This is a genomic window from Gordonia sp. N1V, assembly GCF_029269935.1.
Lineage (GTDB): Bacteria > Actinomycetota > Actinomycetes > Mycobacteriales > Mycobacteriaceae > Gordonia > Gordonia polyisoprenivorans.
This window is the reverse complement of sequence record NZ_JARJDD010000002.1, coordinates 351,710-371,319: the sequence shown is the minus strand read 5'-3', so window position 1 is coordinate 371,319 and position 19,610 is coordinate 351,710. Positions and strand designations below refer to the sequence as shown.

The following is a 19,610-nucleotide window of genomic DNA, read 5'->3' as shown; positions in this document are numbered from 1 at the left end:
TTTTCGTCGCTGAGGTGTCGGGGAGTCCGTGGACGATTGCGTTGTAGAGTTCGCGACTCGACAGCTGTCCGCGCCACCACTGGCGGACGTAAGGCTTTCCGCGAGCGAGGAAATCGCCCTCAATCTCGGCGGAGAAGTACTTGAGGAGCTCGACTACCTCGGGAGTTTTGGGGCCTGGAGGCCCTCGGTCAGGTACTGCCAGGCGAGCAGCACCTTGTTTGACGACCCGCCGGCCGCGAGGAAGCGCGCGTGCGCCTCGTCGCCGAGGAGAGCCAAGGCGAATCGCACGTTGAATACTGGAGCAGGCTCGCCGTCGATGAGGTCGCGCGCCGCCGGATCCGGCACCAGTTGGCCGGTTTCCGGATCCTCGACCATCGGCTTGGGGTCGAGGTCGTCGCGGCGCTGGACGCGCTCGATGCGCTCCTGCGTCTCGTCGGAAACGAGCAGCGGATGCGGGATGGTGATGAAGTCGCCGTTGGCCAGATTGATCTTGAGGCCGGGCGTCGAACCCAGCGCGTCGGTTGCGGTCTCCTCGAACTCGTCGAGGCTCATCTCGCGCTTGATCTTGCGGTTTACGGACATCAGAAGTCTCCTCGGCTCACGACTCGGCTGCTGGAATCGGCTATCCCACAACACATATCGGAGGTGGGTGTTCCGCCCGCGCGACCAGCCGAGTTGCCGCGCGGGCGGAACGATCAGGGGGCGTCGACTAGGACGCTGCGGTGATGGAGTTCGACGACGCGGTCGGAGTCGACTGCGAGCCGTTCGAGCCGGTCGCGGTAACGCGGAAGGTCACCGCTCCGGCGGTCAAACCGGAGACCTCGAGGACGACCTGCGTCGAGCTCGAAGACTTTACGGTGACGTTCTGCGCGGGAACGGCGGTGGTCGTGCCGCCGACGGTCTGAGTCACCTGATAGGTGAAGGGACCGTTGTCCGAGGCCGGCGGAGCGAACGCGATGGTTGCCTTCAGTCCGGCCTCCGACGTTGCGACCGGTGCCGCCATCGAGGTCTCCCAGGTGGTGGTACCACCAGCGGCGCGCCATGCGGGCCCTTCGCGGAATCGCCGAACGGCGAACCCGGAGTACGGATCCGGGTAGCTGTCGAAGGTGAACGGGGTCTGGACCTCGGTCTTCGCCTGGTAGTCGTACTTGTCAGGCTTGATCATGAGGGCGCGGGCGTACATCGTGCCGAAGTACTCAGCATTGTCCGTCGCGCCGTCGACGCCGATGGCGAGGATCTGGCGCTGCAGCAGGACCGGAGTGTTCGGCTTGGTCAGCTGGTAGCCGACGGTACCGACAGCCGGCACCTCGTCGAGCGGCAGCTGGTAGTTGATGTAGTCGATCAGCGGAGTGGACTGGATCGCGGTGACCGTGCACTCCTCCTGGTCGAGGGTGACGTCGGTGCGCTGGGCCATCCGGTTCTGCCACGCCATCGTGTCGGTGGTGGTGTACTTCGGATTGAACTGCACACCGTTCTCGTCGATGAGCCCGATGTCGTTCCAGCCCTGTCCGCCATCGGCGACGGGGACGAGCAGATCGGCACGCAGGTTTCCGGTCGTCGGATCGAACGGCGAGAAATCGGTGAGAGACGTGTTCGCGGCGTCGAAGTCGCGAATGAGGAAAGAACCGTAGAGCGCCTTCACGATGCGGGTCGCGTCACCGGCGAACAGGCTCTCCCAGTAGGCGTAATCGCCAGACATGGATACTCCTTTAGAGCGGTTGGGAATTGATGCGTGACGCGATCTCGTACCGCGCGACATAGCGGTCGAGATCCTCGTCGGCGTAGTCCTGCCAGGCCGGTCCCTGGTCTGTGCGGACCCAGTCGACCCACACCGTTCCCGAAGGCGTCACAACGGGCGTCTTCGGGGAAAGTGAGAGCATCCGCGAATGCCCTTGCCGAGCAAGGTCATTCGCGGAATCTCGGCTGTTGGCGAAGAACTCGACATCGGCCATGGCGAGTTCGGTCACCTTGTCATCCGTCGCGGCGATCCGGGTCACGAGGATGAACGGCAAGGGCGGTTCGTTGGGCAGCTCGGTGCTGACCTGGTCCGCAGTGAGAAGAGGAGTCAGGTATGCAACCAGAAGCTCCTCGGTGTTGATGAACATGGGGCGCAGCCTTATTCGCTGATTGAGCCGAGCGCGTGGGCGCCGCCGAGTCCGAGGACGTGCGCTCGAGTCTTGGCCATCGGCGCGTACTTGGGCATGTGCTTCGCGCCGTACTCGATCCAGTGCGCCTTCGGGTCTATGGAGTAGACCCGAACCTTCATGCGCGTCGGCGTGGACATGACGCGGACCTGGATGGAGGCGCGATAGGAACCGTCCGGCTGCCGGCCGTGGCCGTCCGCGCCGGTGGGCTGTGCCGGAGGCAGCGACCGCCAGTAGTTCTGTGCCTCTACCGCTTTCGCGAGCAGCGCAGCGCGGATAACCGGCGACGTCGTCATGGCCCGACGCAGATCTGCCTCCGAGATGGAGCATCGCGCGCGCGCCACTATCCGGCCGCCCGTCGAATGACGAAGCGTACGTGGTCGATTCGTCCATCGAGGTCGGTCTCGATGTCGATATCACCGTCGACGTTGTAGTCCTTGCCCATGTAGCCGACGCGGTCCTGCGTCTTCACTGCCTGCATGAGTGCGGTGGGCGGCGCGTAGACGGTGCGTCGGGTGATAGTGCGGTCGACGTTGGTCTCGGTTTCCTCTTCGGAGAGACGCTCGACTGAACATCCGGATTGGTCGACGGGAGTCGACGTTGTCGGCTTCACTCCGAGCTTGTTCGGCGTGGTGCCCGTGGTGGTCACCCACACGGTGATGGTGTCGCCTCCGACTGGCCCGCTCATACGAGATTCGCCACTCGGTACTGGTCGAGAATGGCCAGGTCGTACGGAGTCATCTCGTTGCCGCCGTTGGTCGCCCAGCGGTCGGCCTTGCCGCCGACCTTGTGCTCCACCCGGAAGGTGGGATTGGTCATGAACTGGAAGGCCAGCCGCGCGCACACCGACGTGATGTCCTCGGGCACTGTGGCGAAGCCGTGGGTATAGGTGACGCGTAGGCCACCGGGGAGCATGTACTGCGGCCAGCCGCCCATCACGGATCGTTTTGTGCAGTAGACGATCCCGTTGGGCGCCCAATCCCACGCGGTGATGGTCGCGTAGCTCGCGGCACCGGTGACTGGGTCAATGCTTTTGGCCTCGACCATGGACACCGCCACCACGGGGATCTGTGCAAGGGTGGCGGAATATCCATGCGGAGTGACGATCTCGACGTCGTTCTCGACGAGGTCGAACTGCTGCTTGGTGTAGTCCCGCACAATCGAGCTCGCCCACGATATTGCCGAGGCCACGGTCGCGGAGTCGAATCCGTCGCCCGCAATCGCGGTCACGTCACTCGGCTGGGCGAGATCGGTCACTTGGTCACGACGCCTTCGGTCGGACTTGCGGTATCGGGCGTGACGACCTTGGTCGTGACCTTGTCGTCGGACTCGTCGACTGCCTCATGCTTTCCGTGTCCCGGACCTTCGGCACGAGGGAGATTGAACAGCTCGGCGTGGTAGTCGTCGCAGCGCGTGACGGCCATGGCGTCCTCCTTGGGTGTTGTTGGGGCACAACAAGACGCCGCGAGTCCGTGGTGGGACTCGCGGCGTCAGGTTGCGATGGATCAGCTACCGGAGCCGTTGACGAGCTGGATCAGCTCGAACGCGGCGGGACGGTAGACAGCCAGCGCGAGGCGCTCCTCGGCGCGGACGGTGACCTCGCCGTGTTCGAAGTCGGTCCCGTTGCTGTTGGTCATCTCGACCGACAGCCCCTGGCGGCGGAAGATGTTCGCCACGTCGGCGTCGAACGAACCGACGAGGACGGTGCCGCGCGGGATGGCCGGGGTCACGACAACACGCTTGCCCCAGAGGGTGTCCTGCACGCCGGCGGCGAGGCCGAAGTTCGTTCCGAAGAACGAACCGCCGTAGTACTGGCCGTTCTTGTCCTTGCCGAGTCGGATTGTCTGCCAATCGACCGGGTTGATCACGATGGTGTCGGGCACCACGAACGACGAGTACATGACATCGGTCATGGCCTGGAAGATGCCCTCGGCGGTGGTCGCCGAGTCGGCGTAGGCGGCCGTGCCGGCGCTACCGGTGCCGAGGATCTGGCGGCCGTAGTGCAGCGTGGCGATGGTGTTGCCTGCCGCGCCGGCGCCGGCGGTACCGGCGGCCGGGAAGACGACGTTCGTTCCGGTGGCGGCGTCGGCGCCGCCGACCTTGGTGAAGCCGTTCGAGCGGTTGAGCAGACCGTTGACGCCGGGGTAGCCGGAGCCGGCGAGCAGTGCGGATTCCTTCTTGCGCTGCACGCCGAGGACGAGGCGTCCGCGCACGAACGACACGAACTGGTCGGCGTCCTGCAGGGTCTCGTCGGTCAGCTTGATGGCGTTGGTGATCTTGCCGACCTGCTCGAATGCGCGGGCCAGCTGGTCGCTCGAGTAGGGGTACTGCCCACCCTCGGCGGTTTCTGCCGCGTTGTTGGTGAACAGCGCCTCCATCAGGTAGGTGATGGACGGCGACTCGGTCGGGCTCGAGGTGAACAGCGACTCGATGGTCAGCGGGTAGAACCGCTGATCGACAAGTCCGGGCACCTGGTGCGGCCAGATGGCCGGACCAGCGTTACCGGTCAGGAACACGTTCTGTCCCAACGCGGTCGGGCCGGTCGTCCCGTTGAGCCCCTCACCGATGAGGTTCGCTGCGGAGGTGGAGTCCTTGAGGGCGATGGCCTCGCCGTCCTCGATCCCCTTGCGGCCGATCTCGAACTGTGCGCGGAACTGGCCGCGCGGGAGCAGGCCCTTGCGGCCGCCGACAGACTTCACCACATTGGCGAAGCTCTCGTGGTTCAGGATCTCCATCGCGAGGTCGCCGTTGAACGCCTTGGCGACGTGCTCGGCGGTCTCCTCGGCGGAGCCGGTGGGATTGGCGCCGAGCTTCTGGCGAAGCTCCGATGCGCGTTCGCTGGCGGCGACGTCGGCCTGGTGGGTGTCGAAGTCCTTCTGGAAGACGTCGAGCTTCTCGTTGAACTCGGAGGCGGTGATCGCACCGTCCTCGAAGTCCTTCTTGATTCCCTCGAGCGTGGCGTTGAGTTCGCGGCCACGGGTCTGGAGGGCAATTGCGGTGGGCATTGCCTACACCTCCTGGGTGCTGATCGTTGAGTTGACCTGGAGCTCGATCGCCAGAAGGCGAGCCCGCGCCAGGCTCTTGGCCGCGAGGTCGTCGTCGGCGGACTCGGTCACGTCAGGCTCGGCGGGGTCGTCGTCCGCGCGGCCTGCTGGCGGGGCGGAGTCGGACGCGGCGGAGTCGTCGGCAGCCGCATCGGGCGTCGATTCGTCGCGAGTTCCGGCGCCGGGATCGGCGTCGGGTGTCTTGAGGACGGCGTCGAGCCGATCCTCGAAGCTCTTGGTGTCGTTCACCGGCTGCACGCTGGTGACCATCTCGACCGGAGTCGCGGTCTCGCCGAGCGTTGCACTCGTGCCGTCGAAGGAGAAGGGCCGGGACAGCGTCTGACAGCCGGTGTTGTCCTCGAGGTCGTAAACGACGGTCCCCGATGTTGCGGTGTCGAGGAAAAGGGTTCGGACGTAGGCGTATTCGTTCGCCCCGGGAGCGAGTGCGCGCACCGCGTCGGAGATGCGCTGAGTCATATCGTCGATCGATCCGCTGATCGCCTTGCTCTTGACGACGGCGACGTCAGCGAGCCCCTCTCGGGCCGCGATGGAGAATGCGCCGCGAATCCAGTTGGCGTACTCAGCCTTGGTCTTGAAGTCGATGGTCTGGTGGACGGTCTCGCCGGCCGCCTTATGGGCGACAGTGACCTCGGGCTCCCAGGACTTGTTCGCACCCTCGGATGCCCCGTCGCCCGCATCGTCGCCCGGCACAACACAATCGGCTCCAAGCGCGACGGAGGCGTCGTGGACGGCCTGCACCATGTCGTCATGCTTGGGGGTGCCCGGCGCGGGGTCGGCGTCGTCCTCTTGGGCGGCGGCCGTGGCCTTTTCGATGACGTCGAGTGCCTTGCTGGAAAGGATGACGGCCTCGCGGTTGCTCGGTACGGCGACGAAGGCGCCGTTGAGAAGTTCGCGAGACACCTCGTCGTCGCCGTCGGCCGACTTGGTTCGAGATTCCAACGCGGCCACCGACATCGTGCGGATGTGCCCCTCGTTGACCAGGGTGCGCACCTGCTGGCCGAGGTCGGTCGACGCGAAAGAGCCCTTGATGCGCAGGTTTCCGTCGTCGTCGATGAATGGCTGCGCCGAGCCGACCGTCGATGCGACCTTCATGCCGTGATCGATGTCGATGGTGATGTGGTCGGGCAGCGGAGTCTTCCACTCCGAGGTGGCGAAGGTGTCGCCGTCGCGGTCGAGGGTCGGCGCGCTCAGGATGGCATCGAAAGTGCCCGATCCGGTGTCGTCGGTGCCCTCAATCGTGGCCAGTGCCTTAGTGATCTGCATGGGTGCTCCTCTCCTCGATGGCGATGTGCACCGCCTGCAGGATGTCGTCGAGGTCGTCGGGATACTTCGCGGCGAGCTTCATGGCGAACTCGCGGATCTCCTCGCCGCGACCGACGGCACCCTTCACTGCACGCACGTACTTCTGCGCCTGTGGCGGTGGAGGATTCGTCGGCACAAGGTCAGGCTTCGGTGCGGCTGGTTTGGGCACCGCGATGGGCGCACCGCCGGCCGGCGACGGAACCTGAGTGACCGCGCCGGCCACACCGAAGGGGTCGTTTCCGACAACGCCGGTGAGTGCCTCGGTCTCCTTGATGGGCGGTGCGCCGAGCGGCTGAATCGCGCTGTTGGCGTAGAGCTTGTCTGCCACCGGTCCGGCGTCGCCGAGTTCCATGAGTTCGCGACCTTCCGCCGGGGACATGACGCCGACCTGCACCAGCTGGGCAACGGCGTTGGCTCGGGTCTCGTAGTCGCCGCGCAGCACGTCGGAGACGGCGAACGTCGCGCGCTTGTTGAGGTTGAACTCGTCGCCGAGGTGATGGTCGAGCACGGACTCGATCAGCTCGAGGCGGGGAGCCATGGTGTCGCGGTAGAACGCACGCATCTGGGCGGTGATGTTCGAGAACGTTGCGCGGTCGAGGATCTGGACGATGGGCGGCGCGACGTCATAGACGCCACAGACCTCTTCGCGGTTGATCTGGCGAGACTGAATGAACTGCATCTCGACGGCTGTCAGCTGCAGCTGCGTGACGCTCATTCCGTCTTCGAGGATCGCGGTCTTGCCGGCGTTGCGGGCCCCGGCGTGAAGCGAATCGAACTGTGCCTTGAGGCGATCGAGGACGTCCTTCTTCACCGGCTTGGGCGAGGACACCATGAAGTTCGGCATTCCCGCGTTGCGCCACATCGCGGCGGTGGCGGTGCGAGACGCGTCTTCGCTGAACAGCGTGGAGCGCAACGAATCCAGCCGAGAGAGGCCGCGCTCCTCGCCGAGTGGGCTGTAGAGGCGGAAGGGTATGACGTCGTCCTCGGGGAACGCCATAATGCCCACGCCGCCGGTGTCGGCGCGGCCGGTCCAGATGTACCAGACCTTCCCGGTGTCGGGATCTCGAGTAATCGCCACCCTCGAGGGATGCATGGGCAGCAGTTCGGTCGGCCGTCCGTTGGCGTCACGGACCTTGAGCAGGAAGGCTTCCCCGTAGATCTCGAACGTGGAGGTCAGCCACAGCCAGAAGTTATACGGCGACAACTTCGTTGACGGTGACGAGATTAGCCGCGCGTACGGGCCGACCGGGTCGAGGGTGCGTGTCTCCTTGCCGCTGGAATTGTCGATCTCCCAGACGTTGATCGACAGTCGCGCAACAGCATTCGCCACCTTGTCGACGACCGTCCGCACCCATGGCTGATAGCGGTAGAGCGAGTGGTAGAACGCCCAACCCGACTCGAGCTCGACGCCCATCGACTGCGGGTAGTACCAGCCTCGCTCGAGCTGCGGCGAGAACTCGGCCAGCGATTGCGGCACCGCGACGTCGGCGCCGGTGTTGGCGATGACGCCGTTAGACAACAGCATTGACGGAAACCTCGGCGACAGCCTGCATGTAGGAGACTCGGGCGCGGTCGATGTAGAGCACGCCTTCGGCCGGCACCGCATCGTGTCCGCGCACCACACGGACATCGACGAATACCAGCCGCGAGTCGTCGTACTCCCGCAGTAGCCCGGCGATTACCTCGCCGTTGACCAACGTGACCACGAACTTGTCGAGGACTTTGTCGCGCAGGACATCAGGACGCCGGAACCATGCCACGAAGACACCTCCCGTCAGAGAATGATGAGATCGCGTTCCTCGTAGATGGAGCGCGCGCCGTCACCGCGAGTGAGGTAGGCGTTCATCGCCATCACGGCCGCCGCGACGCCGTCGATTCGGCGGGACGACTCCTGCCGCTTGACCTTGCCTGGCTTGACGAGGTCGGGATCGTCGCGGCTGATGACCGCCTCGCAGCCCTCAAAGCAGAATCGGGCAACCGGGTTGCCGTGCCAGCGATATCCGTTGCGCTTCACCGCGTTCAGCGTCTCCCCCATACCGTTCGACATGTGGGAATAGGTGTTGTTGTAGGCGAAGATGGCGTCGTCATCGAGGTTGGTGCGCCGAAGTAGTTCCTGCACAACCGGATCGATCGCGAACTTGTCGCAATCTCCGCCGAGGATCGTGTATCTGAGTGCGTCGGCCTCGACGTCGTCGTAGAACCGATCGAAGTCGAGGACGTCGCCGTCGGTCACGGTGAGCCAGCCGTCTCGAACCCACTGATTGAGTCGGCCGTTGTGCTGCTGATTGAACCGCTCGTAGCCGGCCTCGGGCATCCAGAACCGCCAGAGCAGATCGAGGTTGCCGTCATCGTCGGGAAACAGTAGCGCCCATGCACAGAGGTCCTGGCGGGCGGCCAGGTCGAGTCCGAACCACGCTTCGCGGCCGTTGAACGCGGCGCGAGCCTCTTGGGCGGTGGCGTAGACCTCGCCCCGGTTGGATTCGGCGTCGAAGTCGTGCATCGGCATCCAGCGGACGCTCTGCGAGACCCACTGATTGAGCTTGAACTGGCGGAACGAGTTCTCCTGGACCGGATTACGCTTGGCGTCGGACGCCTGCTTGCGCATACCCTCCCAGGACAAAAAGCCGGACGCGAGCGCGGGGTTCGCGTACTCCCAGTTCGACTCGTCCCAGGGGTCGGCGTCCATCGGGGTGTTCCGCATGAACACGAAGATGTGGCGATTGCTCTCGGCGTCGGGATCGGTCAGCACTGCCTCCATGTCGCGGTGCATCTGGCCGGCGAAGCCTTCGGAATTGTTGCCTGCGGTGGTCGCGGCGACCATGAGTGCCTGCCGACGCGCACCGGATCCCATGCCGGTACGCATGGCGTCCCAGACGTCGCCGTTGGGCCATGCCAGGATCTCGTCGGCGCCGACTCCGTGCGGGTTGCTACCGAGCGCGCCGCCGGCGTCGGCGGCGATGACCCGATAGAAGCTGTTGGTCTTCTTGTCGACGATGCGGCGCTTCGACCCAATGATGTTGAGCCGCTTGGCCAGGACTGGATTCAGGATCACCATCTGCGCGGCGACGTCAAAGACCAGTGCCGCCTGGTCGCGGTTCTTCGCCACGCCGTAGAGTTCGGCCGACCGTTCGCCGTCGGCGACCAGCAGGTAGAGCATGATGCCGGCGAGGAGCTCCGACTTCCCGTTCTTCCGGGCGATCTCGATCCAGGCGACCTCGTAACGCCGCTTGTACCAGCCGAACTCCTCGGACCACACCGTTTCGCCGAACAGTGGCCGCACGATGTCGTCCCGTTGCCAGTCGGTCAGGACGAAGGGCTTGCGATAGAAGGCGCCCTTGGTGTGGAGGAGAAGCTCTTCGAAGAATGCCTGCGCGTGGTCTGCGCGGGCGCGGCAGAAGTGGTCGCCGACCTCGTCACAGCGATGGCAGAGGAGTGGATTCGGATCGGTGTAGGTGAATCCGCAGGGTTCGGTGGCGGGCATGGCGACACGAAAAACGCCGACCCTGCCCGAGGAAGCGGGACAGGGTCGGCGTCGCGTCGAGCTACTTGCTCGACGTGTCGTTTCCGGTGAGGGCGGAGGTGACGGCGGTCGTTGCCGACTTGGCGTCAGCGACCGCCGACTTGGCGTCAGACACGACGACCGGCGCGGCTGAGGCCGCGTCGGAGGCAGTCTGCGGCGGGGTCGCACCGTCCTCGACGTCGTCGACGACGCCCTGGATGTGCTGCGACAAGTCCTCGAACGCCGCCTCGATGGAGGTGATGGCGTGCTTGAGGCCGGGTGCGGCGGCCTTGAGGCGTGCGACGGCCGCGCGGAAACCGGCAACCGCTTCGGCGGGAGTCTTGTCTGCCATGGTTCAGCCCTCCTGTGCGGCGGCGATCCCGGTGGTGTCCGGAATCGTTGCGGTGGTGTCGGTCGACGGGGTGGATGAGGCCGCACCGGCGTCGGCGCCAGTGGTCGCAGTCGAGTCGCCGGTCGTGGTCGCCGAGGCAGAGCCGTCGGATACGCCGGTCGATCCGGTCGAGTCGGTCGCGGACGAGGTTGTGCCGCCGGTGGCCGGTGCGGTGGTCGTGGTCGCCGGGGCGATGGCGTCGGCCGCCGCCTTCAGCTTGGTGGCGACGTCGTCGAGACTGGTGGTGTCGACGTCGGGGTTCGCCGCCTTGAGGCTGGTGATCTCGGTCTGCAGCTCCGAGATACCAGAGTTGAACTCGCTGAGCGCGGACGTCAGGGTGGCAACGTCGGCGTTGATCTGGTCCTGGGTGGTCATGATGCTCTCCTGTGTGGTCAGAATCCGTCCGAGGATCGTGAGGATGAACGCCAGCGCGAAAGGCACTGGCGCGGAGGTGTTGTCGACTCCGTGGATGGCCAGGAATCGGTCGATGTCTCGGTGACTGGTCACCGGCCGCCCTCCCTGTAGTGACGTAGCGGATGAGGATGCGCGAACGCTCCCCCGCCGCTTGCGAGCTCGGCAGCTATGTCTGCGCGCCGAGCACTGTCGGCGGCAGCCTCGCGGTTGCGCCGAGCCTCTCGCCGCCGGCCGAACCACGCGGGGAACGCGAGGAGGTCGAACGGCAGGTCGAGAAGGAAGTTCAGACGCGCGGAGGCCACGACCAGTGCCCCGGCGTGGGCGCCTCGGCGTACGGAATGGCCGCCGGCGCGGAGCTGTCACCGTCCAGGATCGGTCCGGGCATCACCCCAGGCGGAAACGCAGTCAGGGTGACATCGTCCGAGCCCGCTGGGTCGACCATCGTGATGATGGCCGCGATAGGCTCTCCGTCTTCGGCGGTGTAGTGAACGATGCGACCGACCGAGGGCTTCATGCGATCACCGCCGCGAGGACTCGGAACGGATCGAGCAGGGCGAGGAGTGCGTGAATCACGAGAGGAGCCTTTCTGAGCCCTTCTGGGGCGCCTGATCGGCATCCTTGATGACCAGCGCGGCGCGGTCGGACGGCGTCAGGCCGTAGCGGGCGGAGATCTGAGTGATGGTGGTCTGTGCGTCGCGCATGATCTGCCAGTACGGCGACTTGATGACGCCGCCGGCGGCGCCGCGTGCGGTGTATTCGCGGCCGAGCTTCTTGCGGCAGCTGTGCCAGATGGCCAGGGTTTCGCAGAGCAGCACGAACTGGTCCTGATCCCAGGCCGTCATGACGCCCTTGTCGACGAGGTCGGGTACGAGTCGGTTCCAGAACTTCTTCGCGGCGGCCGTCATCGGTACCGGCGGGGTAAGCAATTCGGTCAGCGACGACTCGGTCGGCGTCGGTTCGTTGCGATTGATCTCGGCCTCGGGCGCACCGTCGAGGATTTTCAGGTGCGTCGGCTTCTGTGCGGGTCCGCGTCTGCCCATGGCGAACCTCCTTCGAAAGTGGTCGATTTCGGCCCAAAAGGGGCCAGAAGTGGGCTGAAAGTGCCGATTACCGCGTCAGTGACGATCTCGACGCAGGTTGTCTCGACCCTCGGTATGTCCGGTGTGCCGGTTATGGCACGTCGTGCACAGCGCGCGGCCGAAGGCGGGGTCGTCGGGGTTCTCCCCGGCCGCGATGAGTTCCTTGCGCGAGCGCGGGTAGTGGTCGGCGACGTCGGCGGCGCGGCCGCACATGCAGCAGGTGAACCGATCTCGCCAGAGGACTTCGTCGCGGAAGCTGCGGTGGCCATCGGAGGTGTACCCGCGTTCGTGCGCAGTGCCACGGTGCGCGTCGGTCATGCGGTGGTGGTCGGCGAGGTGCCGCTCGCACAATCCGCCGCGCCTGACGGGCGCTCCGCACCGGGAACACGGCCTGGGCGGCTTGCGTGGCACTACGCTCGGTACCTTCCGCCGTTCTTCTGGCGCTTGGCCTTCTTGAGCCACGGCCGATGGATGGTCACGACCATCTTCGAGCCGTTGGTCTGCACGGTGGCTTTCACGCCGCCGCGTTGCAGGAGTTTGAGTGCGACCGCGATGACGTACTCGCGCTGGGCCGGGGTGGTGACCCGTGAATCGATCCCCGACTTGTCGGCGTAGGAACCGCCGCTGTCCCCCGTGACGCCAAGGTGTGCGGCTGCGGCGGCGCGAGCGGCATCGACGGTCACTTCGCGTATCCACGGTCTCGCAGGAACGCCATGATGGCCTCGGCGAGGTCGAGCCGGAGCCGATCGGCGCCGGGACCTTCGTAGTTGACGAGGCGGAGCGTCTTACCGGATGGGTGCGGGAGCCGAGACAGGTTGGCGGCGAGGTCTTTCGTAGCCTCGTCGGACTTCTTCTTGCCCACTGCGCGCCCTTCGGTGGTCCGTCACCCGCCCCGGTGCCGCGCTGCTGCTCGGTCACCGTGCGAGGCCGAGCGCGCGTCTGGTCACCGGGGCGAGGACGTCTGTCGACCGGCTGCTAGCGGGCGGGTAGTTGCCGATCGAACACTTTGAGGTTTCGCCTACAGGACCGCCCACCGTAGACGATCTGAGTGTCCGATGAAATCAAGCGCTGTGCACCGCATTCTCGGCGTGAATCGCAGATTGTGGCGCGGGTAACGTCGGCGAGGCGGGCCGTGGAACAACCCGGCGAAAACACGGGACTCCTCGCGCGAGTCCCCAGCCGCCCCGCAAAAAATCGACGGACTAAAGGTCCAGTCCATGGATTGCCCAAGGACGTAGGTACGAAAAATTGTTAGGCTCCCCTTATATATGCATTACAAACATACTTCTACAACGGGGAATCTCTTCTTATTTTTCTATCGCACTAGAAACCGTTCCCTCCGTCCCCAAAATGAAAGTCCCGGCCGTCCAAGAAATCTGACCGCCGGGACGTGACGTCCTCCGTCGCGCGAAGCTAGCGGCAACGCGCCGAACTGCAGGTATTCGTCGCGCCCCTCGGGGTCTGGTCGAAGATAGTACGAGCCGCCTCGTGTTATGCCGCCTGACCTGCTGACCGGCATTTTGGACTCTGCTGGACTTTAGGACGAGGCGGAGGGAATATGGCCGAGCCAACAACATCGAGGAGCATCCATGATCGACCAACGTCAGCGCGAAGTGCGCCGAGTCGCACGCCAGATCCTGCTATCCGGCGAGCGTGGTATCACGATAGGCGAGCTACGTCGGGCAACGAGATCCGACCACAGAGACGATGTGCCATCCGCTCTCAACGTCCTGATCGACCTCGGCGTCGTCGTCAAAATCAACGACAAATACGTTCCGAAGCTCCGCGAGAAGCCCGGATACAAGCCGCAACCAGATATCACGCCACCCCGCGTACAAGTGACTCGAGCTGTTCTTCGCACTCTGATCAGACATGGAGGGAAGGCTTCTGGAGCAACGATTCGCGGCACGCTACGTTCTGATGTGCGCCACTACGTGCCGGACGTCATGACCATCCTCAAGGGAGAGGGTCTCGTGGAGGAGGTGAGTAGTGGTCGATACGCGCTGACATTCCGCTTCGATTCCAACCAGGTCGCCCCACCGCCACCGACTCCACCCGCCGAGCCACCCGACGACAAACTGCTGCCCCGCGTGATGCGTGGGATCATTCGCCAGGTCGTCAAGTACCGTGACGCGCAGGTGTCCGCCGAGGATATTCGCGCGCGGCTGCGAAGCGAGCTTCGCGAGCATGTCCCCTATGCGCTCGAGACGCTCTCCAAGATGGGTCTGATCAGGTCGACGTTCGATGGGTATGAACTCACATTCTGGGAGGACCTCCCTACCCGCGCGCCGGCCGCACCCCAGCCCGTGCTTCCGCCGACCACGCGCCGGCCAAACTCCGAGACCGGGATGCCCGCGTGGGTCGAGTCTGAAATTCGACACCTCGCCGATTTTGAGCTGCGCTCGGTCGACGAAGTCGACTTCGACGCGGGCGCCTACGAGGCGTCAGGTCGTCTTCACGGACGTAAAGTCACCGTGCGCCTTCAGATCTCCAACGCGTGATGTCCGATTCGACATATCGGCGAAAACCACCAGCGGTGCACAAAAGGGCGGCGGAACGGTCGCTGCGAGGCCGCCGTAGGGATTGCAGCCACCCCCTACCCCCATCGCCGGGCGGTGACCGTCGCCATCGTCCACCCACCGCCGACGCCGCCCATGCCAGGACCACCGCCACTGGTCCCTACGTGGCCGCTGACCGGTCAGGGACACCGACCGGTCAGTCAATGCCCCGGAACACCGGTCAGCAGGACACCGACCGGTCACTACCGCACCCCGGTCACCCACCGACCGGTCACCACCACACCGGACACCGACCGGTCGGACACCGACCGGTCACCTCCACGCCGACCACTACCGGCACACCGACCGGTCGGACACCGACCGGTCACCGGGCACCGGCCGAGGTCGACCCTTGGCCAAGGCGACCACAACCCGATCGATCGAGCACTACGATCACTCCGCACCAACAACGACCATCGAAGGGACATACCAATGACGAGGCGTACCAAGGTCATAGCCGGTAGCGCTGGTGTCGTGGTGGTAGCGCTGCTCGTAGGCGCAGGCATCCTCGGCGCACACGACAAGGACCACACGAACACCGCAACACACGCCACCACAACGCCCACCTCAACTACCAGCAACCCACCCACGACTACCAGTAGTGCACCGTCTACTCGCAGCAATGCACCCACAACCAGCAGTAGCGCTGCACACGCCGCACCGTCGCCTACCACCACACACGTTGCCGCGCCCACGACTACACACCACGCGCCGCCCACGACTACCGACACACGACCCTATGCACTGGGTGTGCCATACAACGGCGGTGCACCGGCACAGTGCAGTCCGGTGATCTACACACTGACCGGTAGTCAGTTGTGGGTGCAGGTAGATGGACCACAGACCATAGCGTGGTCGGCCAATGGCGGTGCCGGCGACGAAGCCACCGTGCCAGAGGGAATGTCGGGCCACACGTTCGCGCTACCGGATGGCACTGACACAAGCGGCCTCATCCTGATCGCCAGCGGCAACCAGGACGAACAGCGCGACGAATGCGCGCTGCCGTGACGATGTTCGACGAGATTGCAACCACGGCTATCGCGAGTCACCGAAGAACGCAGATTCGCCTTCGCCGGGTGAAGCGGTCCGGCAGATCCGTCGATCTCGGCGAGTTCGTTGCGGTAGTGCTCGATTACTACCTCGCCGTATGGACGATCCGGATTATCGCGATGGTGAGGCGTTGGTGACTGATCGCAACGTCCTCCGCGCGGCGGCCCGCGACATCCGGGCCAGAATGCACATCCAGCAGGTCACCGAGCAGATGGCATCGCCGGACGCCGCCTGGTCGCCACCGGATCAGCGATTACTCGATCTCGCAGTCGAATGCGACGACGTCGCCTACGGCCGACGACCGGAGACGCCCGATCTCGTCGATCGCATCGCCGAGATCCTCGGCGATGACTGGGAGCCGACAGACCAAGTGTCGAGCTCGAGGTCGAACTCGTGAGCGGTCATCGATCCGCCCCCGTTTGGAGGCCAAGGACCGCCCACGGGGACGGCTTGAGTTCACGCCGCAACTCGAAGAACTCGTGCGCGGCGTACTTCGTCTCGTACACATCAGCCTCGTTGCGTCGGCTGGAGGTGACCGTGAAATCGACGAGGTTGCGCACCTTCGGATCTCGCGACGAAGCGTAGCGACCAATCTCGCACATGACGATGTCGTAGCAGTCGCTCGCGCGACGGCTTCGCTGTTCAGCGGCTTGCCAGATGTCGAACCATTCGAGACTGGCCTCCAGGGCCGCATTCATCGCGCCGCTTCCGAGGTCAACTGCGCGGCCCGCTGATAGGTGACTCCGAGGATCTCGCCGATGTCGCGCACTGGAACGCCCTTCTTGGAGAGCACACCGGCGATGTGCCGGCGCTTCCGTAGAGCCTCTTGCTCGAGCGCCGCCGCACGCTCTTTGAGCGCGATGGCATCGGCCGCCATCTCGCCGATGTTGTCGCCGTCGACGTCGTAGTCGTGGTGGACGTCGAGCTCGATCGTCGAAGGCGCGACGTCGGCGACGAGCGCGATGAAGTCACGAGCCTCGGTCTCGATATCGGCGTATCGCCGCGCCTGTGTGATCGCCTCGCCAGCGAGCTTCACACCTTCGGCGTCCACGTGCCCGTCGAGCGCGGGTACGCGGATCATCCACCAGCGCCCATCTCGGTAGACGTCGACGCGGTAGCGCGTCTTCTTGGTCATCCGTCCTCCTCTTTCGCGGCCTCGATGGCCTTGTTCACCTGGCGATGCACACCGGGCGACACCGTGCGGTGGCCGTCCGGTACGGACACCTGCTGGTTGCCCGACGGGCTGATCCACATGGTGTGTGAACCACGCGCCTTGCGCGGTGTGAAACCGGCTGCCTTGAGTCGCTTGATGATTGCCTTGGTGGGTGCCTCGCTGATCATGACTATAGTCTAACCCGTTAGACGTCTCTAGTCAAGCGGGTTAGACGTTTTTAGCTCGTTGGAAATCCCTCGGGTACCTCAACGAGGATGTAGTCACAACGCCACGAGTCCGTGCACTCGGGGCAGATGGACTCCTTGTGATCACAGTTGCCGGCCAGCGTGTGCGCTGGGATGGATACCGTCTTGACTTCGATGTGACGAACTCGCGTTCGCACGTCGACATAGGAGGCGTTGAGAATTGCAGTGACGGTGAGTGTCATTTTGCGTGTTCCATTCTTCGGTTGTGTGTGTCAAATAGAAACACCGCCCCCGATGGCCGTTCTGGGGCGGTGTTGGTGGGACTAGGCAATGCCGAATACGCGACCCTTTGCGACCTCGAGGCGCTGCTCGAAGGTCATGCGGCCCTGGATTTCGAGCTCCAACGCCCAGATGGCCTTGCTGAACTCGTCGCGCTCGGTGTCGGTGCCGGCACGAAGCCGGCAGGTGGTTGCGGTGTCGAGGGCGTTGAGTAGGGCCGGCGTACCGGCGGCTTCAATGGTCTCGATGAACGCGGTTCCGAACATTTCGTACCTTCTCTCTGGAATTTTCAATTCGTCGTTGGCGACATCAATGACACTATGCCCATCGGGGCCAAACGTCAAGTCGATTAGACATTTTGCCGTCCTGCTTGTTAGACACTTTTATAAACGCGACAAACCGAGGTGTAAGGCGTTACTGTCTGCATCGAGAACGGGCCGGAGTTGATCGGTTACCACTTGTAATGGGCAGGTTGCGGGTTCGAGTCCCGTCATCCTTCGGGATGTAGCTCAATCGGCAGAGCGGCTAAACCCGGTCGGCACAGCACGCCCGTTCTCGCAGAGCTTCACGACGTGACGAGGACGGGCCGGAGTTGATCGGTTATCCGCTTCGTAATCGGGGAGATCCGGGTTCGAATCCCGGCACCTTCGGGTGTAGCTCAACGGATAGAGCCCTAAACCCGGTCGGCACACCATGCCCGTCCTCCCACGTCGAAGAAGAAGGTCGCGGGCCGGATTCCAGTCGGTTAACTCGCATTGGTTACAAGGGTTCGAATCCCTTCCGGTTGGTGACAACACGCCCGCGACCTTCGTTCTGCGCCACCAACACCCAGGAGCCGAGATGGACATTCTCACCACCGTCAGCACCAAGCGCACGAGCCAGCTCGAGCAGGCCGACCCGCGTCAGACGAAGAACAACGCCGGCGGATTCACGTTCACCGTGACGCCCGTGCGGCGGCTTCGTCGGTTCCTGATCTTGGGCACCGACGGCGGCACCTACTACACCTCGGCCCGCGAGCTCACTCGCGAGAACGCCGAGGTCGTCCTCGACTTCGCACGCACCGACACCGCGACCCTCGTTCGCGAGATCGTCGCGATTTCACAGGCCGGCCGGGCGCCGAAGAACAACCAGGCGTTGTTCGCGCTGGCCGCTGCGGCATCGCTCGGTGATGATGACGGCCGCCGCCTGGCACTCGCCGCGTTGTCCGATGTCGCGCGCACCGGCACGCACCTGTTCCTATTCGCGACCTACGTCGAGCAGTTCCGAGGCTGGGGACGCGGACTGCGCCGCGCCGTCGGTCAGTGGTACCTCGGCAAGTCCGTCGACTCGCTCGCCTACCAGGCGGTGAAGTACCGCCAGCGCGAGGGCTGGTCGCATCGCGACCTGCTGCGCCTCGCTCATCCGGTCACCGACGAGGCTGCACGAGTCGGGTTGTTCGACTACATCACCCACGGCCGCACCGACAGCGTGCCCCGCATCGTCGAGGGTTATGAGAAGGTCCAGGCGAAGCCGCACAAGGCCGCGAAGCTCGTGGCGAAGTACGGGCTCTCCTGGGAGATGCTGCCCGACGAGTCGCTCGCCGATCCGAAGGTCTGGGAGGCGTTGCTCGACAACGGCATTCCGGTGACCGCGCTGATGCGTCAGCTTCCGCGCCTGACCCGACTCGGACTGTTGCCGGCGATGGGTGGCCGCACGGCCGAGGTTGCCGCGTTGCTTTCCGACCCCGAGCGTCTCATTCGTGGCCGGGTGCATCCGCTCAACGTCCTGGTGGCTCAGCGCACCTACGCGTCTGGCTACTCCGCTCGAGGCGGTAGCTCGTGGACTCCGTCGCGGCCGATCGTCGACGCACTCGACGCCGCCTTCTACGCGGCGTTCGGCGCGGTCGAGTCATCGGGCAAGTCGCACCTGCTCGCTCTCGACATCTCCGGATCGATGGGCGCACCCATCGCGGGTATGCCGATCTCGTGCCGCGAGGCATCGGCGGCGCTGGCCTTGGTCACCGCAGCGACCGAATCGCAGTACCAGATGGTCGGATTCACGTCGAAGAACGGCCAGCGGTGGTCCAGCGGTTCGGCGCTCATCGAGCTGCCGGTCAGTCCTCGTCAGCGCCTCGACGACGTCCTGCGCATGACGTCCGGGCTGCCGTTCGGTGGCACCGACTGTGCGATGCCAGTCCTCTGGGCGTTGCAGACGAAGACCTTCGTCGACGTGTTCTCGGTCTACACCGACAACGAGACCTGGGCCGGCAACGTCCATCCACACCAGGCTCTGGCGCAGTACCGCCGTGGGGTGAATCCGAACGCGAAGATGGTGGTCGTCGGCATGACGTCGACCGGCTTCTCGATCGCCGATCCGAGCGACGCCGGAATGCTCGACGTCGTCGGCTTCGACTCGGCGACGCCGCAACTGCTGTCGGGATTCGCGCGCGGTGACATCTGACATCCGCGCTCAGCAGGCGCGAGAGCACCAT

27 protein-coding genes are annotated in these 19,610 nt (G+C 64.7%); 4 read left to right on the top strand and 23 right to left on the bottom strand.

Annotation, left to right across the window (positions count from 1 at the left end):
- Window positions 1–153: 153 nt before the first annotated feature.
- The 19 genes from P3L18_RS04380 to P3L18_RS04290 all read right to left on the bottom strand — a co-directional run bounded on the left by P3L18_RS04380 (window position 154) and on the right by P3L18_RS04290 (window position 12,756).
- Entirely contained in the window at window positions 154–552 is a 399-nt protein-coding gene (locus P3L18_RS04380) for a hypothetical protein (RefSeq protein WP_276113371.1), read from the bottom strand.
- Window positions 553–709: 157 nt separating this feature from the next.
- Window positions 710–1,699: a hypothetical protein gene (locus P3L18_RS04375; RefSeq protein WP_276113370.1), complete on the bottom strand. Its 990-nt coding sequence runs from the start codon at window positions 1,697–1,699 to the stop codon at window positions 710–712.
- A 10-nt stretch (window positions 1,700–1,709) separates the two neighbouring features.
- A complete protein-coding gene (locus P3L18_RS04370) occupies window positions 1,710–2,105 on the bottom strand; it encodes a hypothetical protein (protein ID WP_276113369.1) in 396 nt (131 codons plus the stop codon).
- A gap of 11 nt (window positions 2,106–2,116) precedes the next feature.
- Entirely contained in the window at window positions 2,117–2,440 is a 324-nt protein-coding gene (locus P3L18_RS04365; RefSeq protein WP_276113368.1) for a hypothetical protein, read from the bottom strand.
- Window positions 2,441–2,487: 47 nt separating this feature from the next.
- On the bottom strand, window positions 2,488–2,832 hold the full coding sequence (locus P3L18_RS04360) for a hypothetical protein (RefSeq protein ID WP_276113367.1): 345 nt from the start codon (window positions 2,830–2,832) through the stop codon (window positions 2,488–2,490).
- On the bottom strand, window positions 2,829–3,401 hold the full coding sequence (locus P3L18_RS04355; RefSeq protein WP_276113366.1) for a hypothetical protein: 573 nt from the start codon (window positions 3,399–3,401) through the stop codon (window positions 2,829–2,831). Before P3L18_RS04355 ends, P3L18_RS04360 begins: the two co-directional genes overlap by 4 nt.
- Window positions 3,398–3,568, bottom strand: a complete 171-nt coding sequence (locus P3L18_RS04350; RefSeq protein WP_276113365.1) for a hypothetical protein — start codon at window positions 3,566–3,568, stop codon at window positions 3,398–3,400. The genes P3L18_RS04355 and P3L18_RS04350 overlap by 4 nt, the downstream gene beginning before the upstream one ends.
- An 81-nt stretch (window positions 3,569–3,649) precedes the next feature.
- Window positions 3,650–5,149 carry a phage major capsid protein gene (locus P3L18_RS04345; RefSeq protein WP_276113364.1) on the bottom strand — a complete coding sequence of 500 codons (1,500 nt, stop codon included), beginning with the start codon at window positions 5,147–5,149 and terminating at the stop codon, window positions 3,650–3,652.
- A gap of 3 nt (window positions 5,150–5,152) precedes the next feature.
- The gene (locus P3L18_RS04340; protein WP_276113363.1) at window positions 5,153–6,472 is read right to left on the bottom strand and encodes a hypothetical protein; all 1,320 of its coding nucleotides are present in this window, start codon (window positions 6,470–6,472) and stop codon (window positions 5,153–5,155) included.
- Window positions 6,459–8,036 carry a phage portal protein gene (locus tag P3L18_RS04335; protein ID WP_276113362.1) on the bottom strand — a complete coding sequence of 526 codons (1,578 nt, stop codon included), beginning with the start codon at window positions 8,034–8,036 and terminating at the stop codon, window positions 6,459–6,461. The genes P3L18_RS04340 and P3L18_RS04335 overlap by 14 nt, the downstream gene beginning before the upstream one ends.
- Window positions 8,023–8,271: a hypothetical protein gene (locus P3L18_RS04330; RefSeq protein WP_276113361.1), complete on the bottom strand. Its 249-nt coding sequence runs from the start codon at window positions 8,269–8,271 to the stop codon at window positions 8,023–8,025. Before P3L18_RS04330 ends, P3L18_RS04335 begins: the two co-directional genes overlap by 14 nt.
- A gap of 14 nt (window positions 8,272–8,285) precedes the next feature.
- Window positions 8,286–9,992, bottom strand: a complete 1,707-nt coding sequence (locus P3L18_RS04325) for a terminase TerL endonuclease subunit (RefSeq protein WP_276113360.1) — start codon at window positions 9,990–9,992, stop codon at window positions 8,286–8,288.
- Window positions 9,993–10,053: 61 nt separating this feature from the next.
- Window positions 10,054–10,362, bottom strand: coding sequence for a hypothetical protein (locus tag P3L18_RS04320; RefSeq protein ID WP_276113359.1), 309 nt, complete (start codon window positions 10,360–10,362; stop codon window positions 10,054–10,056).
- 3 nt (window positions 10,363–10,365) lie between these two features.
- Entirely contained in the window at window positions 10,366–10,908 is a 543-nt protein-coding gene (locus tag P3L18_RS04315; protein ID WP_276113358.1) for a hypothetical protein, read from the bottom strand.
- A 190-nt stretch (window positions 10,909–11,098) separates the two neighbouring features.
- Window positions 11,099–11,329, bottom strand: coding sequence for a hypothetical protein (locus tag P3L18_RS04310; RefSeq protein WP_276113357.1), 231 nt, complete (start codon window positions 11,327–11,329; stop codon window positions 11,099–11,101).
- A gap of 55 nt (window positions 11,330–11,384) precedes the next feature.
- Window positions 11,385–11,855: a phage terminase small subunit P27 family gene (locus tag P3L18_RS04305; RefSeq protein WP_276113356.1), complete on the bottom strand. Its 471-nt coding sequence runs from the start codon at window positions 11,853–11,855 to the stop codon at window positions 11,385–11,387.
- A 75-nt stretch (window positions 11,856–11,930) separates the two neighbouring features.
- Complete coding sequence (locus P3L18_RS04300; RefSeq protein WP_276113355.1) at window positions 11,931–12,212, bottom strand: hypothetical protein; 282 nt, start codon at window positions 12,210–12,212, stop codon at window positions 11,931–11,933.
- A gap of 92 nt (window positions 12,213–12,304) precedes the next feature.
- Window positions 12,305–12,577 carry a hypothetical protein gene (locus tag P3L18_RS04295; RefSeq protein WP_276113354.1) on the bottom strand — a complete coding sequence of 91 codons (273 nt, stop codon included), beginning with the start codon at window positions 12,575–12,577 and terminating at the stop codon, window positions 12,305–12,307.
- Complete coding sequence (locus P3L18_RS04290; RefSeq protein ID WP_276113353.1) at window positions 12,574–12,756, bottom strand: hypothetical protein; 183 nt, start codon at window positions 12,754–12,756, stop codon at window positions 12,574–12,576. Before P3L18_RS04290 ends, P3L18_RS04295 begins: the two co-directional genes overlap by 4 nt.
- 727 nt (window positions 12,757–13,483) lie before the next feature.
- Between P3L18_RS04290 and P3L18_RS04285 the strand changes: the two genes are divergently transcribed.
- The 3 genes from P3L18_RS04285 (at window position 13,484) to P3L18_RS04275 (ending at window position 15,899) form a co-directional block, all read left to right on the top strand.
- Window positions 13,484–14,395 (top strand): hypothetical protein, encoded by a 912-nt coding sequence (locus P3L18_RS04285; RefSeq protein ID WP_276113352.1) that lies wholly within the window; start codon window positions 13,484–13,486, stop codon window positions 14,393–14,395.
- 846 nt (window positions 14,396–15,241) lie between these two features.
- A complete protein-coding gene (locus tag P3L18_RS04280) occupies window positions 15,242–15,460 on the top strand; it encodes a hypothetical protein (RefSeq protein ID WP_276113351.1) in 219 nt (72 codons plus the stop codon).
- Between the two features lie 139 nt (window positions 15,461–15,599).
- Window positions 15,600–15,899 (top strand): hypothetical protein, encoded by a 300-nt coding sequence (locus P3L18_RS04275; protein WP_276113350.1) that lies wholly within the window; start codon window positions 15,600–15,602, stop codon window positions 15,897–15,899.
- Between the two features lie 4 nt (window positions 15,900–15,903).
- Here the strand turns inward: P3L18_RS04275 and P3L18_RS04270 are convergent, their stop codons facing one another.
- The 4 genes from P3L18_RS04270 to P3L18_RS04255 all read right to left on the bottom strand — a co-directional run bounded on the left by P3L18_RS04270 (window position 15,904) and on the right by P3L18_RS04255 (window position 17,406).
- Window positions 15,904–16,200 (bottom strand): hypothetical protein, encoded by a 297-nt coding sequence (locus P3L18_RS04270; protein WP_276113349.1) that lies wholly within the window; start codon window positions 16,198–16,200, stop codon window positions 15,904–15,906.
- Complete coding sequence (locus P3L18_RS04265; RefSeq protein ID WP_276113348.1) at window positions 16,197–16,637, bottom strand: HicB family toxin-antitoxin system; 441 nt, start codon at window positions 16,635–16,637, stop codon at window positions 16,197–16,199. Before P3L18_RS04265 ends, P3L18_RS04270 begins: the two co-directional genes overlap by 4 nt.
- Window positions 16,634–16,843 carry a type II toxin-antitoxin system HicA family toxin gene (locus P3L18_RS04260; RefSeq protein WP_276113347.1) on the bottom strand — a complete coding sequence of 70 codons (210 nt, stop codon included), beginning with the start codon at window positions 16,841–16,843 and terminating at the stop codon, window positions 16,634–16,636. The genes P3L18_RS04265 and P3L18_RS04260 overlap by 4 nt, the downstream gene beginning before the upstream one ends.
- A gap of 341 nt (window positions 16,844–17,184) precedes the next feature.
- The gene (locus P3L18_RS04255; RefSeq protein ID WP_276113346.1) at window positions 17,185–17,406 is read right to left on the bottom strand and encodes a hypothetical protein; all 222 of its coding nucleotides are present in this window, start codon (window positions 17,404–17,406) and stop codon (window positions 17,185–17,187) included.
- A gap of 574 nt (window positions 17,407–17,980) precedes the next feature.
- Here P3L18_RS04255 and P3L18_RS04250 point away from each other — a divergent pair.
- Window positions 17,981–19,579: a TROVE domain-containing protein gene (locus tag P3L18_RS04250; protein ID WP_276113345.1), complete on the top strand. Its 1,599-nt coding sequence runs from the start codon at window positions 17,981–17,983 to the stop codon at window positions 19,577–19,579.
- Window positions 19,580–19,610 lie beyond the last annotated feature (31 nt).

What these genes read in the sequence shown, in the direction of transcription:
- P3L18_RS04380 (WP_276113371.1), bottom strand. Translation starts at nt 552, where the DNA reads ATGAGCCTCGACGAGTTCGAGGAGACCGCAACCGACGCGCTGGGTTCG.
- P3L18_RS04375 (WP_276113370.1), bottom strand. Translation starts at nt 1,699, where the DNA reads ATGTCTGGCGATTACGCCTACTGGGAGAGCCTGTTCGCCGGTGACGCG.
- P3L18_RS04370 (WP_276113369.1), bottom strand. Translation starts at nt 2,105, where the DNA reads ATGTTCATCAACACCGAGGAGCTTCTGGTTGCATACCTGACTCCTCTT.
- P3L18_RS04365 (WP_276113368.1), bottom strand. Translation starts at nt 2,440, where the DNA reads ATGACGACGTCGCCGGTTATCCGCGCTGCGCTGCTCGCGAAAGCGGTA.
- P3L18_RS04360 (WP_276113367.1), bottom strand. Translation starts at nt 2,832, where the DNA reads ATGAGCGGGCCAGTCGGAGGCGACACCATCACCGTGTGGGTGACCACC.
- P3L18_RS04350 (WP_276113365.1), bottom strand. Translation starts at nt 3,568, where the DNA reads ATGGCCGTCACGCGCTGCGACGACTACCACGCCGAGCTGTTCAATCTC.
- P3L18_RS04345 (WP_276113364.1), bottom strand. Translation starts at nt 5,149, where the DNA reads ATGCCCACCGCAATTGCCCTCCAGACCCGTGGCCGCGAACTCAACGCC.
- P3L18_RS04340 (WP_276113363.1), bottom strand. Translation starts at nt 6,472, where the DNA reads ATGCAGATCACTAAGGCACTGGCCACGATTGAGGGCACCGACGACACC.
- P3L18_RS04335 (WP_276113362.1), bottom strand. Translation starts at nt 8,036, where the DNA reads ATGCTGTTGTCTAACGGCGTCATCGCCAACACCGGCGCCGACGTCGCG.
- P3L18_RS04325 (WP_276113360.1), bottom strand. Translation starts at nt 9,992, where the DNA reads ATGCCCGCCACCGAACCCTGCGGATTCACCTACACCGATCCGAATCCA.
- P3L18_RS04320 (WP_276113359.1), bottom strand. Translation starts at nt 10,362, where the DNA reads ATGGCAGACAAGACTCCCGCCGAAGCGGTTGCCGGTTTCCGCGCGGCC.
- P3L18_RS04310 (WP_276113357.1), bottom strand. Translation starts at nt 11,329, where the DNA reads ATGAAGCCCTCGGTCGGTCGCATCGTTCACTACACCGCCGAAGACGGA.
- P3L18_RS04305 (WP_276113356.1), bottom strand. Translation starts at nt 11,855, where the DNA reads ATGGGCAGACGCGGACCCGCACAGAAGCCGACGCACCTGAAAATCCTC.
- P3L18_RS04300 (WP_276113355.1), bottom strand. Translation starts at nt 12,212, where the DNA reads ATGACCGACGCGCACCGTGGCACTGCGCACGAACGCGGGTACACCTCC.
- P3L18_RS04285 (WP_276113352.1), top strand. Translation starts at nt 13,484, where the DNA reads ATGATCGACCAACGTCAGCGCGAAGTGCGCCGAGTCGCACGCCAGATC.
- P3L18_RS04275 (WP_276113350.1), top strand. Translation starts at nt 15,600, where the DNA reads ATGGACGATCCGGATTATCGCGATGGTGAGGCGTTGGTGACTGATCGC.
- P3L18_RS04270 (WP_276113349.1), bottom strand. Translation starts at nt 16,200, where the DNA reads ATGAATGCGGCCCTGGAGGCCAGTCTCGAATGGTTCGACATCTGGCAA.
- P3L18_RS04265 (WP_276113348.1), bottom strand. Translation starts at nt 16,637, where the DNA reads ATGACCAAGAAGACGCGCTACCGCGTCGACGTCTACCGAGATGGGCGC.
- P3L18_RS04260 (WP_276113347.1), bottom strand. Translation starts at nt 16,843, where the DNA reads ATGATCAGCGAGGCACCCACCAAGGCAATCATCAAGCGACTCAAGGCA.
- P3L18_RS04255 (WP_276113346.1), bottom strand. Translation starts at nt 17,406, where the DNA reads ATGTTCGGAACCGCGTTCATCGAGACCATTGAAGCCGCCGGTACGCCG.
- P3L18_RS04250 (WP_276113345.1), top strand. Translation starts at nt 17,981, where the DNA reads ATGGACATTCTCACCACCGTCAGCACCAAGCGCACGAGCCAGCTCGAG.